The sequence below is a fragment of the Rhodophyticola sp. genome (assembly GCF_965284195.1).
Lineage (GTDB): Bacteria > Pseudomonadota > Alphaproteobacteria > Rhodobacterales > Rhodobacteraceae > Rhodophyticola.
Window position 1 is genome coordinate 1257751 of record NZ_CBDIRM010000001.1, and the last position, 15608, is coordinate 1273358.

Annotated in this window: 11 protein-coding genes; 4 read left to right on the forward strand and 7 right to left on the reverse strand. The window is 66.3% G+C overall.

Annotation, left to right across the window (positions count from 1 at the left end):
- Positions 1–313 precede the first annotated feature (313 nt).
- Complete coding sequence (gene guaA / locus ACQ651_RS06300) at positions 314–1888, forward strand: glutamine-hydrolyzing GMP synthase (protein ID WP_430448770.1); 1575 nt, start codon at positions 314–316, stop codon at positions 1886–1888.
- A 324-nt stretch (positions 1889–2212) separates the two neighbouring features.
- On the opposite strand, the gene ACQ651_RS06305 is transcribed toward guaA, so the two are convergent.
- Together ACQ651_RS06305 and ACQ651_RS06310 are read right to left on the reverse strand one after the other, a co-directional pair.
- Positions 2213–3550, reverse strand: coding sequence for a PQQ-binding-like beta-propeller repeat protein (locus ACQ651_RS06305; RefSeq protein ID WP_375552371.1), 1338 nt, complete (start codon positions 3548–3550; stop codon positions 2213–2215).
- Positions 3551–3587: 37 nt separating this feature from the next.
- On the reverse strand, positions 3588–4382 hold the full coding sequence (locus ACQ651_RS06310) for a hypothetical protein (protein ID WP_430448771.1): 795 nt from the start codon (positions 4380–4382) through the stop codon (positions 3588–3590).
- A gap of 292 nt (positions 4383–4674) precedes the next feature.
- Here ACQ651_RS06310 and ACQ651_RS06315 point away from each other — a divergent pair, with 292 nt between their 5' ends.
- Together ACQ651_RS06315 and ACQ651_RS06320 are read left to right on the forward strand one after the other, a co-directional pair.
- Entirely contained in the window at positions 4675–5934 is a 1260-nt protein-coding gene (locus tag ACQ651_RS06315) for an efflux RND transporter periplasmic adaptor subunit (protein ID WP_227285967.1), read from the forward strand.
- Positions 5931–9806: an efflux RND transporter permease subunit gene (locus tag ACQ651_RS06320; protein ID WP_430448772.1), complete on the forward strand. Its 3876-nt coding sequence runs from the start codon at positions 5931–5933 to the stop codon at positions 9804–9806. The genes ACQ651_RS06315 and ACQ651_RS06320 overlap by 4 nt, the downstream gene beginning before the upstream one ends.
- A 248-nt stretch (positions 9807–10054) precedes the next feature.
- On the opposite strand, the gene ACQ651_RS06325 is transcribed toward ACQ651_RS06320, so the two are convergent.
- Both ACQ651_RS06325 and ACQ651_RS06330 read right to left on the reverse strand, forming a co-directional pair.
- A complete protein-coding gene (locus tag ACQ651_RS06325) occupies positions 10055–11872 on the reverse strand; it encodes an ABCB family ABC transporter ATP-binding protein/permease (protein WP_430450313.1) in 1818 nt (605 codons plus the stop codon).
- Between the two features lie 96 nt (positions 11873–11968).
- Positions 11969–13237: a LysM peptidoglycan-binding domain-containing protein gene (locus tag ACQ651_RS06330; RefSeq protein ID WP_430448773.1), complete on the reverse strand. Its 1269-nt coding sequence runs from the start codon at positions 13235–13237 to the stop codon at positions 11969–11971.
- A gap of 127 nt (positions 13238–13364) precedes the next feature.
- On the opposite strand from ACQ651_RS06330, the gene ACQ651_RS06335 reads away from it, so the two are divergent.
- Complete coding sequence (locus ACQ651_RS06335; RefSeq protein ID WP_430448774.1) at positions 13365–13913, forward strand: TIGR00730 family Rossman fold protein; 549 nt, start codon at positions 13365–13367, stop codon at positions 13911–13913.
- Here the strand turns inward: ACQ651_RS06335 and rarD are convergent.
- The 3 genes from rarD to ACQ651_RS06350 form a co-directional block, all read right to left on the reverse strand.
- A complete protein-coding gene (gene rarD / locus ACQ651_RS06340; protein ID WP_430448775.1) occupies positions 13882–14763 on the reverse strand; it encodes an EamA family transporter RarD in 882 nt (293 codons plus the stop codon). The two genes, ACQ651_RS06335 and rarD, sit on opposite strands and share 32 nt — an antisense overlap.
- A 77-nt stretch (positions 14764–14840) precedes the next feature.
- On the reverse strand, positions 14841–15365 hold the full coding sequence (locus tag ACQ651_RS06345) for a host attachment family protein (protein WP_430448776.1): 525 nt from the start codon (positions 15363–15365) through the stop codon (positions 14841–14843).
- Positions 15362–15577, reverse strand: a complete 216-nt coding sequence (locus ACQ651_RS06350) for a hypothetical protein (RefSeq protein ID WP_430448777.1) — start codon at positions 15575–15577, stop codon at positions 15362–15364. Before ACQ651_RS06350 ends, ACQ651_RS06345 begins: the two co-directional genes overlap by 4 nt.
- Positions 15578–15608: the final 31 nt, after the last annotated feature.

Genomic DNA, 15608 nt, shown 5'->3' on the forward strand with positions numbered 1-15608 from the left:
TGGCGGTGCGGGTGACGGGACGATGTCGGGATCGGGATCTGCGGGGCCGCCAAGGGGGGCCTCAATCCGGGGCTTCAGCGCCGAAAAGCGGGTCGATACCGAAGCGATTCGCTGGATCCTCCCGGGCGAACCTCCTTTCCGGGGTCCAGAGCGCGGCGTCGGGGCATATTGCCGGATAACGCGCATCGCCGTCGGGCCGGCGGGCTGCCACACCTCGATTTCCGGATCGGCGCCGGGATCCTTTTGCGAAAGGGCCGGTCGGGGCCTCCGGGACGGTCTTGCAGAACCGGGCCGCCTTGCCTATTGCCGTTCCATGAGCAGCTTACCGATCCCCCGCCATCACGAACGCCTGCTGATCGTCGATTTCGGCAGCCAGGTCACGCAACTCATTGCCCGCCGCCTGCGGGAGCTGAATGTCTATTGCGAAATCCACCCCTATCAGAATTTCACGCCCGCGTTTCTGGAGGATTTCGCCCCGAAAGCCGTGATCCTCTCCGGCGGTCCGGCTTCGGTGATCGATGACGGGTCGCCGCGCCCGCCCGAGGCCATCTTCGATCTGGGAGTGCCGATACTGGGGATCTGCTATGGCCAGCAGGTCATGATGCAGATGCTGGGCGGCAAGGTCGAGCGGGGCCATGGCACCGCCGAATTCGGCCGCGCCTATGTCACACCCGCAGCGGACCGGATCGACCTTCTGAACGGCTGGTTCCTCGATGCGCGCGAACAGGTCTGGATGAGCCATGGCGACCATGTTTCGGCCATTGCGCCGGGCTTTGAGGTCTACGGCACATCGCCCAACGCCCCCTTTGCGATCACCGCCGATCTGGAGCGCAACTTCTATGCGGTGCAGTTTCACCCCGAGGTGCATCACACCCCCAACGGCCGGACGCTGTACGAGAATTTCGTGCGCCTTGCGGGGTTTTCCGGCGACTGGACCATGGGCGCCTATCGCGAAGAGGCGATTCGCAAGATCCGCGATCAGGTCGGCGACAAGAAGGTCATCTGCGCCCTGTCGGGCGGGGTCGATTCGTCCGTCGCCGCGGTGCTGATCCACGAGGCCATCGGCGCGCAGCTGACCTGCGTCTTCGTCGATCACGGGCTTTTGCGGCAGAACGAGGCGACCGAGGTCGTGACGATGTTCCGCGACCATTACAATCTGCCCCTGATCCATGCCGATGAAAGCGAGCTGTTCCTGAGCCGGCTGGACGGCGTGAGCGACCCCGAGACAAAGCGCAAGATCATCGGCGGGCTGTTCATCGACGTGTTCCAGAAATATGCCGACGGGATCGACGGCGCGGAATATCTGGCGCAGGGTACGCTTTACCCCGATGTGATCGAGTCCGTGTCATTCAGCGGTGGGCCGTCGGTCACCATCAAGTCGCATCACAATGTGGGCGGGCTGCCCGAGAAGATGGGCCTGAAACTGGTGGAACCGCTGCGCGAGCTGTTCAAGGACGAGGTGCGCGCGCTTGGCCATGAATTGGGCCTGCCGGCCAGTTTCATCGGGCGCCACCCCTTTCCCGGCCCGGGCCTTGCGATCCGCTGCCCCGGAGAGATCACGCGGGAGAAGCTGGAGATCCTGCGCAAGGCCGATGCGGTCTATATCGACCAGATCCGCCGCCACGGGCTCTATGACGAGATCTGGCAGGCCTTCGTCGCGATCCTGCCGGTGCGGACCGTCGGCGTGATGGGCGACGGGCGGACCTACGATTATGCCTGTGCGCTGAGGGCGGTGACCTCGGTCGACGGGATGACGGCGGATTACTATCCGTTCAGCCATGAATTCCTTGGCGAAACCGCCACGCGGATCATCAACGAGGTGCAGGGCATCAACCGGGTGACCTATGACATCACGTCGAAGCCGCCCGGAACGATCGAGTGGGAATGACCCCGCGATGCAGTGGCCGGACATCGCGCTGACGCCCTTCGCCAGGGGATACTGAGGGACGAGGTTGGGCAAAGGGCGTCGACACGTGACGCGGGCCGGAGCGTGCCCGCTTGAACAAGCCTGACGCGCAATTCGTTACCAAAAGGTTAACCCGACCCCACCTTTCGGAAAAAACCGGTCCCGACCCGATCAGGGCCCTGGGCGTTGCCCAATAATCCGACACGGAAAGACCCGACCGGGCCGATCCCTGGTGTTCCTGCCTCGGGCGCATGACTGCACCCCGACCGGTCGCAGACCTTGGCCGCTTGGGCGGGACGCCACAATTCAGCGATAGGCGTGCAGGCGTCCGTCCTGGCTGACCACGTAGAGCACGCCACCGGCCACAACCGGGTTCGCCGCCGCCCCACCGCGGATCGGCAGGGTGGAGAGAAGCGCGCCGCTTTCGGGGGAGAACATGCGGATCACCCCGTCGCCCGACGCGACCACCAGCCGCCCGCCGGCAAGCACCGGGCCGAAATGGGTGAAGACGGCCTTGCGGCGCCGCTCCCGCTCGCGGACGTAAAGCGGCAGTTCGATGCCCCAGATACGTTCCCCGGTCGCGGCGTCGACGCGCACCAACTCGTTGCGGTCGGAGACGAAGAAAATGCTGTCGCCTGCCGGAACCACGGGGGAATAGGCCCCATCCGTCGCGGTCCAGAGCCGTTCGCCCGATGCAGCCTCCAGCGCGACCACCCTGCCCGCCTGGTTTCCAGCGTAGACCACGCCGCCCTGCACGACCGGATCGCCGGTGATGTCGTTGAGATCGTTATAGGCGACCCCGCGCCGGGACCCGGCGACGGTGGTGCCCCAGACCCGGACGCCCGACAGCCGGAGCGAGGCCACAAGCTCGCCCGAGCCGAACGGAAAGATCACCAGACGGTCGGTGATGGCCGGAGCCGCGCCGCCGGTCAGCACGGCGGCGGCCGGTGCTGCGGGCAATTGCCAGCGGATGCGCCCGTTCGACGTGTCGATCGCCCAGGCCTGGCTGTCGCGGCTGACGATATAGGCGGTGTTGTTCGCGATCGTGGGCGCAGTGATGCCCGCATCCAGACGCTGCCGCCAGCGAACCGCGCCGGTGGCCACATCGAGCGCCACCAGCTCGCCATATCCGGTTGTCGCGAAGAGCGTGGCGCCATCGACCGCCAGCGCCCCGCCCGAGATGCCGCCGCCCCGTTCGAAGCCCGGCGTCAGATCGACCGACCAGAGCGCCGCCCCGGAGGTGGAGGTCGCCTGTACCCCGGCCACGGCATCCATCGTGAAGATCCGCCCGTCGGCCACCACCGGATCGGCGGTGATGCGGGTCCGGCGGCTGTTGCCGTTGCCGATGCCCGTGGCCCAGAGCTCCGCGGGTGCGGCGGCCAGGGTCACATGGGGCGGCAGGTTGCGGATATTCGCGGCGCGTTGCGGCCAGTCGGCATTGGTCGTGGCGGGCAGAAGGGAAATCGCGCGCGGCCCTTCGACCGCGATCTCCGCCGCCGGCACGGTGCCGTCTTCGCCCGGCAGCGTATCGGCCAGCGGCACGCGGGTGCCGAACCGCTCTCCCTCCAAGATGACCTCCCGGTCGCAGCCTGCAAGGGCCAGCACGAAGCCGAGCCCCAGAAATCCGATGCGGAACATGCTCATATCTGCCTCTGCCCTTCCTGCCCGTGCCCAATACCGCTCATTCGCTTGCGGGTGTCCCCGCCGTGCCGTCGGCATCGGTCTGTTCTTCGGGCGGGTCTGTCCTCTCTTCCGTTGCCGGAGTGTCTTCGGGGGCCGCGTCCGCCCCCTCCGTCACGCTGTCTTCGGCCGTCGCGGCGGGTGCCTCGGCGGCGTCGGTCAGCGTGGCCCCCGCTTCCAGCGCTACAATCAACTGCATCGTGCGTTGTTGCAAGCCCGGCGTGGTCTGCGGCTCGGACTGAAGCTGCCGCAAAATCTGCAATCCGGCCTCGAAATCGCCCTCGCCGAGACGGATATAGGCCTGCTGCTCCATGGCGAGCGCCCGGTAGGGCGCACCGGGCTGCGCCAGACGATCCATGGTCGCCATCGCCTCGCCCGGCTCGGCAGGGGCGAGCATCTGCGCCTTGAGAAGGGCCAGATCGCTGTAGCGGCGCGGAAGATCGGGGTTGCCGGCCAGCGCGCGGAGCCGGGCAGCGGCGGCCCCGCCTTCGGCCTCTTCCCCGGCCTGCAGAAGGGCCAGAATGATCTCGGCCTCGGGCGTTTCGGCGGGCACAGCGGCAAGGGCGGCCATCCGCGCATCGGCATCGTTGTTGTCGAGCGCCTGCAGCAGCGCATCTCCGAAGGCCTGCGCCTGAGTGTTGGCCTGCGCGCGGCGGTATTCGTTCCAGGCCGCGCCGCCCACCAGCACCAGCACGGCAAGTGCGGCGGCCCAGCCCCACCGTCGAAGCAGGGCGAAGAGACGGTCCCGCCGTACTTCTTCGCTTACCTCATTGATGAAACTGTCGGAATTGGCCATGACGCGTGCCCCGTTTCTTGCCCTGATGCGGCGAAGTTTCTTACCCGCCGTCCTCTTAGCGCGAAGCACCGGGAAATGCCAAGGCCGGAGATCACCCGCGGGGATGCCCGCCGCCGCCGACATGCCCCGAAATGCACCAATGTCAGCAGGATGGCCGCATATTTCTGAACTAATCGGTTCAGTCTTGCGCGCTGCGCCGCAAAATACTAATCTGAACGAAGCGGTTCAGCGTATGTCCTGAAACGTACCGCAAATGATTGTGCCCGACGGCAGCGGGCGAGTGAGGCTATTGATGCGAATTTTTCCGATTGTGACCGCCATTGTTGTGTTTGCGGTGCTCTATCTGGTGATCCTGGAGCGGGATCGGCTGATCGGATTTGCCGGCGGCTTCACCGCCGATGACGGCGCCACCGCCGAGATACAGGAAGTCGCCGAGACCGACACCCCGCCCGAGCAGGCGCTGACCGCCGATGGCATGCATGTGGTTCATGTGGTTGCCCGGCGGAGCGAGGCGACGATGGCGGAAAACGCCGTCTTGCTGCGTGGCCGGACCGAGGCCCTGCGGCAGGTCAACGTGCAGTCGGAAACCTCCGGCCTGATCATCTCGCCGCCGATCCGGGCGGGCGCCTTCGTGGAAGAGGGCCAGTTGCTTTGCGAGATCGATCGCGGCACGCGCGGTGCGGCGCTGGAGGAAGCGGAAGCACGGCTGGCGGAGGCCCGATCCCGCCTGCCGGAGGCGCGGGCGCGAGTGGCGGAGGCGCGCGCGGGCCTGACCGCGGCCGAGATCGACGACAACGCGGCTTCGCGGCTGAGCGAAAGCGGCTTCGGCTCCGAAACGCGGGCGGCCAGCACCGCCGCGGCCCGATCCGCGGCCGAGGCCGCCATCCAGTCGGCGGAAGCCGGGGTCGAGACGGCACTGAGCGGCATCCGCTCTGCCGAGGCCGGGGTCGAGCGGGCCCGGCAGGAAATCACCCGTCTGGAAATCCGCGCGCCGTTCGAGGGGCTGCTGGAAAGCGACACCGCCGAGCTCGGCTCCCTGATGCAGCCGGGCACCTTGTGCGCCACGGTGATCCAGCTCGATCCGATCAAGCTTGTCGGGTTCGTCCCCGAGGCGCAGGTCAACCGGGTTGCTGTCGGGGCGGCGGCGGGCGCGCGTCTGGCCACCGGCGAGGAGGTTCAGGGCGAGGTCATCTTCCTGTCCCGCTCCGCCGATCCGCAGACCCGCACCTTCCGGGTCGAAATCGAGGTGGCGAATGCCGATCTGGCTATTCGCGACGGACAGACCGCGGATATCATGATTTCGACCGCTGGACTGCCTGCGCATCTGTTGCCGACATCTTCGCTGACGCTGAACGACGCGGGCACGCTCGGGGTGCGGATCGTGACCGAGGAGAACCGCGCCCAGTTCGTGCCGGTGACCATGTTGCGCGATACCGCGCGCGGCGTGCTGCTGACCGGGCTACCCGATCAGGCGACGGTGATCACCGTGGGCCAGGAATTCGTCACCGACGGGGTGCCCGTCGACGTGACCTATGAGGAGCTGACCCAATGACAGGTCTTGTCGACTGGGCCGCATCCCGCGCCCGGATGGTGATCGCCTTCGTGATCCTGTCGCTGACCGTCGGCACGGCGGCCTATGTGGGCCTGCCGAAGGAGGGTGAGCCGGATATCGATATCCCGGGGCTGTTCATCTCGGTGCCCTTCCCCGGCATCTCGGCGGAAGACAGCGAACGGCTGCTGATCCGCCCCATGGAGGCGGAGTTTCAGGACCTTGACGGGCTTGTCTCGATCAATTCCACCGCCGCCGAGGGCTTTGCCGGGATCTTTCTCGAATTCGAGTTCGGCTGGGACAAATCCGCCAGCATCGCCGATGTCCGCGACGCGATGAATGCCGCCGAGGCGGATTTTCCGGCCGGCGCCGAAAGCTTCCAGATCGCCGAGATCAACTTCTCGGAATTCCCGATCATCATCGTTGCGCTGTCGGGCGATGCCCCGGAACGCACGCTGTTGCGGCTTGCCAACGAGATGCAGGACCGGCTGGAGGCGCTGTCGCCCATTCTGGAGGCGGGGCTGGCGGGCGACCGGGCGGAGATGCTGGAAGTGGTAATCGACCCGCTTGCGCTGGAGGCCTATAACGTCACCGCCCGGGAACTGATCGACGCGGTGGTGAACAACAACCAGCTGATCGCGGCCGGCGAGGTGGAGACCGAAAGCGGCGCCATTTCGGTCAAGATCCCGTCCAGCTTCGACAGTGCCGAGGATGTCTACAACCTTGCCATTTCGGTCAATGGCGACCGGGTCGTCACTCTGGGCGATCTCGCCGAAATCCGTCTGACCTTCGAGGACCGTACCGGCACCGCGCGGTTCAACGGCGAAAACACCGTGGCGCTGCAAGTCGTCAAACGGCAGGGTTTCAACGTGATCGACACCGCGGAACTGGTCCGCGCCGAGGTCGATGCCGTGCGCGCCTCCTGGCCCATCGAGTTGCAGGACTCGGTGCGGGTGGACACCACGCTTGACCAGTCGGTCACGGTGGACGGCATGGTGCGGCAGCTTGAAGGCTCGGTTCTGACAGCCATCGCGCTGGTAATGATCGTGGTTCTGGCGGCCCTCGGAACGCGCTCGGCGCTGCTGGTGGGCTTTGCGATCCCGACCTCGTTTTTGCTCTGCTTCATCCTGCTTGGCGTCATGGGCATCTCGATCTCGAACATCGTGATGTTCGGGCTGATCCTTGCGGTGGGGATGCTGGTGGATGGGGCGATTGTGGTGGTGGAATATGCCGACAAGCGCCTGCAGGCCGGGGCAAGGCCCATGCAGGCCTATACGGATGCGGCCAAGCGCATGTTCTGGCCCGTGGTCTCCTCCACCGCGACGACGCTTTGCGCGTTTCTGCCCATGCTGTTCTGGCCCGGCGTGCCCGGCGAGTTCATGGGCATGCTGCCGGTCACGCTGATCTTCGTCCTGTCCGCCTCGTTGATCGTGGCCCTGATCTACCTGCCCGTTCTGGGTGGGGTTGCGGCCCGGTTCACGCGGATCACCGAACAGGGCACCGAGATCGTCAGGGCGCTTGTGCCGGCCTACTGGATGCGCCTGATCCTGACGCTGGCCGCGGGCTATGCGATGTTCATGGCCGCGATGATCACGATCAATCCCGGCATCATCGGGATCGCGTCGGGTTCGGTCTCCGCCTTTGTTGCCATGCTGCCGGGCGCGGCCCTGTTCATTCTCAGCTCCGCCCTGATGTCGGTTCTGCTGGGGTCGGTCCAGATCGCGCGCAAGCCCAAGCCCATTCAGGCCGGGTATCGCCGCACCTGGTTCGGTTCGTTCATTCACATGATCGTCGGAAACCCGGTCGCGCCGGTTGGTGTGCTCGTGCTCATCGCGCTGTTTGTCGGCGTGGTGTTCTACCAGTTCATAAACAACAACAACGGCGTCGAATTCTTCGTGGAGACGGAGCCCGAAAACGCCGTGGTCTATGTGCGCGCGCGCGGCAACCTTTCCGTGCCCGAAATGGACGCGCTGGTCGCCCAGGTCGAGGAGGTGGTTCTGGCCACCGAAGGGGTGCGCGATGTGTTTGCCTTCGCCGGCGACGGCGGGCTGAACAACAACACCGGCGGCGCGGCGGCACCCGAAGACACCATCGGACAGGTGCAGATGGATCTGGTCGCGTGGGAGGACCGCCCGACTGCGGTGGTCTGGCGCCCGGTGCTCTGGGGCCTGTTCTCCATGCCGGTCACGATCGTGGATCCGCGATGGGACGGCAATGTCATCATCGACCGTCTGCAGACCGAACTGGACCGGATCCCGGGCATCGAGACCGAGATTTTCGAGCAGGCCCAGGGCCCCGCCGATGGCAAACCGGTCAATCTGCAATTGTCGGGCGACAATTGGGAGGATCTTCAGGAGGCGACCCGGATCGCGCGGGAGCATTTCGAGAGCATGCCGGCCCTGACCCTTGTCGAAGATACGCTGCCGCTGCCGGGCATCGACTGGCAGATCAATGTGGATGTGGAGGCCGCGGGCCGTTTCGGGGCCGATGTGGCCACCGTGGGCGCGATGGTGCAGCTTGTCACGCGCGGCATCCTGCTCGATACGATGCGGGTGCCGTCCTCGGACGAGGAGATCGATATCCGCGTGCGCTTCCCCGACGAGGCGCGGGTCCTGTCCACCCTCGATACGCTCAGGGTGCGCACCGCCGACGGGCTGGTGCCGCTGTCGAATTTCGTGACCTACGAGCCGACGCCGCAACTGGCGGTGATCGACCGGGTCGATCAGTCCCGCGTCTTCAACGTCAGGGCCGATGTGGAGGCGGATCTGCTGCGCGTCGATACCGATGAGGGCGAGACGCTTGGCATCGTCGAGCAACTGCCCGAAGGCGCCGCGCCCGAAATGCGCGGCCCAGACGGCACCGGATATGTCATCTTCCACATGACCGACGGGGTCGAGCCCGCAACGCTGATCGACGGGGTCGAAGGCGGCGATCTGACCCTGGTTGCCGTGAACGCGAACGAGCGGATCGCCCGGATCACCGAATGGATCGAGGCCGAGGACCCCTTCCCCAGTTCCGTCGGTTGGGAATGGGGCGGCGATCAGGAGGAGCAGGCCGAAAGCCAAGCGTTCCTTGGCCAGGCGTTCCTTGGCGCGCTTGGATTGATGTTCATCATCCTGCTGGCGCAGTTCAACTCCGTCTACAACGCGGTTCTGGTGCTGCTGGCGGTGGTTCTGTCCACCACAGGCGTGCTGATCGGGATGCTGGTGATGGATCAGACCTTCTCCATCATCATGACGGGGACGGGGATCGTGGCGCTGGCCGGGATCGTGGTGAACAACAATATCGTACTGATCGACACCTATCAGGAATACAGCCGCTACATGCCGCGGCTGGAGGCGATCACCCGCACGGCGGAGGCGCGCATCCGCCCCGTTCTGCTGACCACGATCACGACGATGGCGGGTCTCGCCCCGATGATGTACGGCATCAGCCTTGATTTCGGCGGCGGCGGCTACACGGTGAACAGCCCGACCGCCCTGTGGTGGAAACAGCTTGCGACCGCGGTAGTCTTCGGGCTTGGCCTGGCCACGGTTCTGACACTGGTGATGACGCCGTCGCTTCTTGCGCTCCGGATCTGGGCCGGCACGATCCTGTCGTGGCTGGCCCGCGGGCTCGGCATGCTGGGTGCCGGCAGCATGAGCAGCCGGGCGCAGGACTGGGCTCTGGCGCGCGCGGCGCGGAACACCCGCAATCCGATCATCCTGTGGGAGCAGGACCTGCCCCCGCCCGCCCCGCTGGTCGACACCGAGGCGGTGGTGGTGCCCCCTGCCCCCGCAGAAAGCCCCCGGCCCGACGACACGGACCTGCCGGAGGTGGCGCAGGACGAGGACGATCAGGGCAAGCCGAGGCCGCCCCTGCGCGCGGCGGAATAAGCACGGCTGCCCCCATCGGGGCGGTCGCGCGGGAGGATCGTGCAGGCCGGGAGGGCCGGTGTCGCCCCTTACGCAGAATGGCGCGGCCCGCAATCGGGGCGGCGCAATGGCCGAACGCCCCTGTCCGGAGCATGGGTGCGCTGCGGGTCTCCACCGATCAATTGGCGCAAAGGCCGGCCGCATGAGGCCTCAGCGAGGGGCGGACAGCCCGCGCGGGCGGCTCAGAACGCCCCGCACCGCCGGCGCGGTCAGGCCGCGCTTTCTTCCTCGGACATCTGGCGCTGCCACATCGCGGCATAGCGCCCGGACTGCGCCAGCAACTTCTCATGGGTGCCGCGCTCCACGATTTCACCCTGCTCCAGCACGATGATCTGGTTCGCCTCGACCACGGTGGACAGACGATGGGCGATGGTGATCACCGACCGGCCCTGCCCCATCATCTTCAGCTCTTCCTGAATGTCGCGCTCGGTCTCGGTGTCCAGCGCGCTGGTGGCCTCGTCCAGAAGCAGGATGGGCGGGTCTTTCAGCAAGGTGCGGGCAATTCCGACGCGCTGTTTCTCCCCGCCCGACAGCTTCAGCCCGCGCTCGCCCACGGCGGTCTCGTACCCCTCCGGCAAGGCCTGGATGAAGTCGTGGATCTTCGCCGCGCGGGCCGCCGCCTCGATCTCGGCGAAGCCGGCCTCGGGGCGGCCATAGGCGATGTTGTAGCGGATCGTGTCGTTGAAGAGCACCGTGTCCTGCGGCACCACGCCGATCTGCGCATGCAGGCTTTCCTGCGTCACCATGCGCAGATCCTGACCGTCGATGGTGATCGCGCCGCCATCCACATCGTAGAAGCGGAACAGAAGCCGCCCGATGGTGGATTTGCCCGACCCCGAAGGCCCGACAAGCGCCACGGTCTCGCCGGGCCCGACCCGGAAGGACACGCCCTTCAGAATCGGCCGGGCGGCGTCATAGCCGAACAGCACATTGTCGAACACCACCTCGCCCCGCGGACACTCCAGATCCGGCGCATCCGGCCGGTCCGTGACCTCGGCGGGCTGTTCGAGCAGATCGAACATCTCGCCCATATCCACAAGGCTCTGCCGGATTTCGCGATAGACCGTGCCCAGAAAGTTCAGCGGCATGGTAATCTGGATCATATAGGCGTTGACCATCACGAAATCGCCCACGGTCAGGCTGCCATCCTGCACGCCGAGCGCCGCCATCACCATCACCACCACAAGCCCGGTTGTGATGATCAGCGACTGGCCGAAATTCAACGCCGCGAGCGAATAGGAGGTCTTGAGCGCGGCCGCCTCATACCCCTCCATCGCGCCGTCATAGCGCATCGCCTCGCGGTTCTCGGCCCCGAAATACTTCACGGTTTCGAAATTCAGCAGGCTGTCGATCGCCTTCTGGTTGGCGTCGGTGTCCTGATCGTTCATCTGCTTGCGGATCTTCACCCGCCATTCGGTGACCTTGAAGGTGAACCAGATATAGATCGCGATGGTGACGGTAAGTACGATCAGGTAGTTGATGTCGAACACGACCGCCAGAATGATCCCGGTCAGAAGCAGTTCCAGAACCAGCGGACCCACGGAAAAGAGCAGGAAGCGCAACAGGAAGTCGACGCCCTTCACCCCGCGTTCGATGATCCGCGAGAGACCGCCCGTCTTCCGCGTGATGTGGTAACGCAGCGACAGGGCGTGGATATGGCGGAACGTCTCCAGCGCCAGTTGCCGCAACGCCCGCTGGCCCACCCGCGCGAAGATCGCATCGCGCAACTGCTGAAAGCCGACATTGGCCGCCCGCGCCACGCCATAGGCGATGGTCACGCCGACGGCGCCGAACACCAGCAGCCACGCGGCGGATCCTTCGCTTTCGCCGGCCAGTGCGTCGACCGCCGCCTTGTAGAGAAAGGGCGTGAAGACGGCGACCAGCTTGGCCACCACCAGCATGCCGAGCGCGATCACGACCCGGTACTTCACCCATGCCTGCCCGCGCGGCCACAGATAGGGCGCGACCTTGCGGATCGTGCGCACCCCGCTGCGGCGTTCGCGGGCCTCTTCGGAGGTGTCGGGCATCGAAAGATCGGTTGGCATGGGCTGGCGGGTTTCCTGCTGGCGGCTCCAAGCTGTGAACCTAGGTCCTGCCGCCGCAGAAGGCCAGACGGGCCGGGACTATTCCGACGCCATTTCCGGGATCGCGAAAACCTGACCGGGATAGATCAGATCCGGATCGCGGATCAGATCCTGATTGGCCTGATAGACCTGCACATAGAGAATGCCAGCGCCAAGCGTCTCCCGCGCGATACCCCAAAGCGTGAACCCCGGCTGTACCGTCACCACCGAAACCCCGTCATCGGGGCCCGGCAGGGCGGCAAGCACCGCCGGCTCTTCCCGCAGGAAGGGGGTCTCCACCCGGCTGACCACCTGTCCGGCGGCATCCACCTGATCGACCCGCAAGGTATAGGTGCCCGGGTCGACCTCGGGCAATGCGGCGCGCCATTGGCCCACCGCGTCGACCTCGGCCAGTCGCACGGGCTGGTTGTCCAGATAGACCTGCAAGCCGCTGTCGGCCTGTCCCCGGCCCGACAGCACGACCTCCCCCCCCGGATCGTAGGTGATGGTATCCAGAACGATCTGATCCAGGACCGCGGGCGCCTGATCGGCCGGTTGCAGCACCCGCACGCCCCTGTCATCGGCAATCAGCAAGGTGGGCGACCGGGGCGCGGCAGAGGGCTCCGTGGGCTGCGCAGTCGCATCCGGGGCGGCGCCCGCTTGCTGAACATCCTCCGCCCCGCTGTCGGAAACGGGCGCAGAGGCGCTTTCCGCGTCGGCGGATGCGGCGCCTGCATCCGCCACCCGGGCGGCGGTGGGGGTGATGATGATGCTTTCCTCGGAGACGACCGGCGGACCATCCGCGCCCTCCGCCATGGACAGGCTCAGCGCGCGGGGCATCTCGGCGGGTGGCACGGACACCATCGCAACGAAGGCGCCCCATTCATCGGCCGTCACCGTGTCGAGCGCGACACCGTCCAGCATCAGGGTGACCTCCGCGCCGGGCGCGGCACGGCCCGCGACGATGGTCGAGCCGGTCGGGTCGACCCGCAGCAGGTCGATCAGGGGCCGTATCCGGACCGGGGGCGTCTCGGCCGTGGCAACCGCGGCCTCCGCCTCATCGGCGGGGGCTGCAGCGGTGTTGGTCTCCCCCTGCGGTTCGGGCAGGACCGTGGTCGACACCACAACCGGGGAGGCGGGGTCTTCCGCCTGTGGCACATCTGCCGCAGGCAGGCTGGCCAGCGGCGCGGGGGCGCCCGCCCCCTCCGGCTGGTCCGGGCCAAGCAATCCGGAGAAGATGACAATGCCGATCACCCCTGCAAGCGCTGCTGCGCCCACACCGATGGCCAGCGCCGAGCCGCTGTTTATCGAGCCTGTGCCTAAGGCCATTTCCCCATCCAACCTAACTCACCGGTGCAGCGTGTCCGCGTTCCGATCGCGTGTGCACCGGGTTGAGTGACGTTATCAACAGGTCTATCAGGGGGCAAAACACCTCTTTGTGCAAGGGTCGCCAGATTTGTCATTCTCCGTCTGTGTCTATTGCGGCTCTCGCCCCGGGGCCGACCCGGAATACATGGCCGATGCGACGGCCCTTGGCGAAGGGCTGGCGCAGGCCGGTATGCGACTGGTCTATGGTGCGGGCGATGTGGGCCTGATGGGGGCGGTTGCGCGGGCGGCCCAGAATGCCGGCGGCGACACGTTCGGCGTGATCCCCGCCCATCTTCTGGCGCGCGAGATGGGCAAGCGCGATCTGGGGCGTTTCATCGTCACCGAGAACATGCATGAGCGCAAGAAGGTGATGTTCATGAATTCCGATGCGATTGTCGTCCTGCCGGGCGGCGCCGGATCGCTGGACGAGTTCTTCGAGGTGCTGACCTGGCGCCAGCTTGGCCTGCACGAAAAACCCATCCTGCTGATGAATACGGCCGCCTATTGGGGCCCGCTGGCCGCTCTGGTCGACCACGTGGTGACGCAGGGCTTCGCCGAAGCCTCGCTGAAGGAGTTCTACCGGGTGATCGACACCGTGTCCGCGATCATGTCGGCGCTGGAGACGGCGCGCGCCTGAGCGGCGCCCAGGAATAGATGCCAAGCGCCACCCAGATGATCGGGAAGGCGATGCCGTGCCAGAGGGTGATGACCTCCCCCAGAACCAGAACGGCGACGCCGAACTGGAGGGTCGGGTTCAGGTATTGCACCAGACCGATCGTCGACATCGCCGTGCGTCTGGCCGCATAGGAAAACAGGATGAGAGGCAGGGCCGTCAGCGGCCCTGCCATGATCAGGAGCGTGCTTTGGACCGCATCATGGCCGAACGCGCCCTGCTCCGCCCCGAGCCAGATCAGATAGCCGAGTGCCACCGGCGCAAGCAGCGCCACCTCGGCGGTGACCGACACGACCGGGCCCGCCACCGTCCAGCGTTTCATCAGGCCGTAGATCCCGAAGGTCGTCGCGAGCGAGAGGGAGATCCACGGGGCCACGCCCAGACCCAGGGTCAGGATCGCCACGGCCACACCCGCCAGCCCGACCGCGAGGATCTGCGCGCGGCCAAGGCGTTCCTTGAGCACGACCCGACCGATCAGCACCGCGACCAGCGGGAAGATGTAATAGCCGAGGGCGGATTCCACCGTGCGCCCCACCTGCACGGAGAAGATGAAGAGAAACCAGTTGCCCGAGATCATGAGTGCCGCGGCGAAGGCCAGAAACAGCGCGCGCCGGCCCGCCAAGGCTTGCGGCAATGCCCCTATCCGGCGCTGGAGTGTCAGCACGAGGCCGAAGACCGCGAAGGACCAGAGCGTTCGGTGGGCCAGAACCTCCAGCGGCGGCACATCCGACAGAAGCTTGTAGAAGATCGGCGACAGGCCCCAGATGATGCAGGCCCCGATCATCGCCAGAACGCCCTTGCCCGCCTCGCTCATGCCACCTGCCCCGACCCGTGCCTGCGGACAGGCATTTCACGCAGGATCTGGCGGGTCAAGGCGGCGCGGCGGCAGGCTCAGGCGTCCGGCGGGCCGGTCTCTTCGCTCAGCCGGGCGCTGATGCGGGTCGCCACCTCGTCGAGGGGATGATTGGTCAATGTCATCGGCAGTTCCGCGATGACCCGGCTGGCCACCTCCTTGTGGATCTGCCCGCGCAACTCGCCAAGGATGCGCGGCGCCGCGACGATGATCAGACGTTCGAACCGGTGCCGGTGGGCGCGTTTGTAGAGCATCTCCGACAGGTCCTGGGCAAACCGGTCCTGCGCCAGCCGATGCCAGTCCGTGTCTTCCACCGCGGAGCGATGCACCGACGGCCCGTCATTGAAACGGCCGGGTTTGTGGGCGCCCTGATCGCGGTTCGGGGGATTTTCCTGATGATCTTCCCGGCGCACCTCAAGCAGGGGGTGATCCGCATCGCCGATATTCTCGCACAAAAGCGCCTTCTCTCCGTCGGCCACCAGAACCCAGGTGCCGTTGGTCAGCGGCGAGGGGTTGCGGCGCACCTGATCGACATGTGTCGGGGTCATGGATGGATCGGTCATCGGGTCTCCTTCGGCTCGCTGTCGGTTTCGTCGGATTTGCGGACGCGGGTCGCTCCCGCGGGGTGTTCATAGGCGCGCTTTTCCTCGTCACGGGTGACGATCTTGCGGGCCAGCGTGCCGCCGGAGCGGCCCTGTTGCGAGACATGGATCTCGTCGCCCGGTATCTCCTTGGTTTCCTTTCGCCCGTCCCGGGATCGTGCGCGCGCGGCCATGATATCCTCCGTCTCTCAAGTCATATAGGAG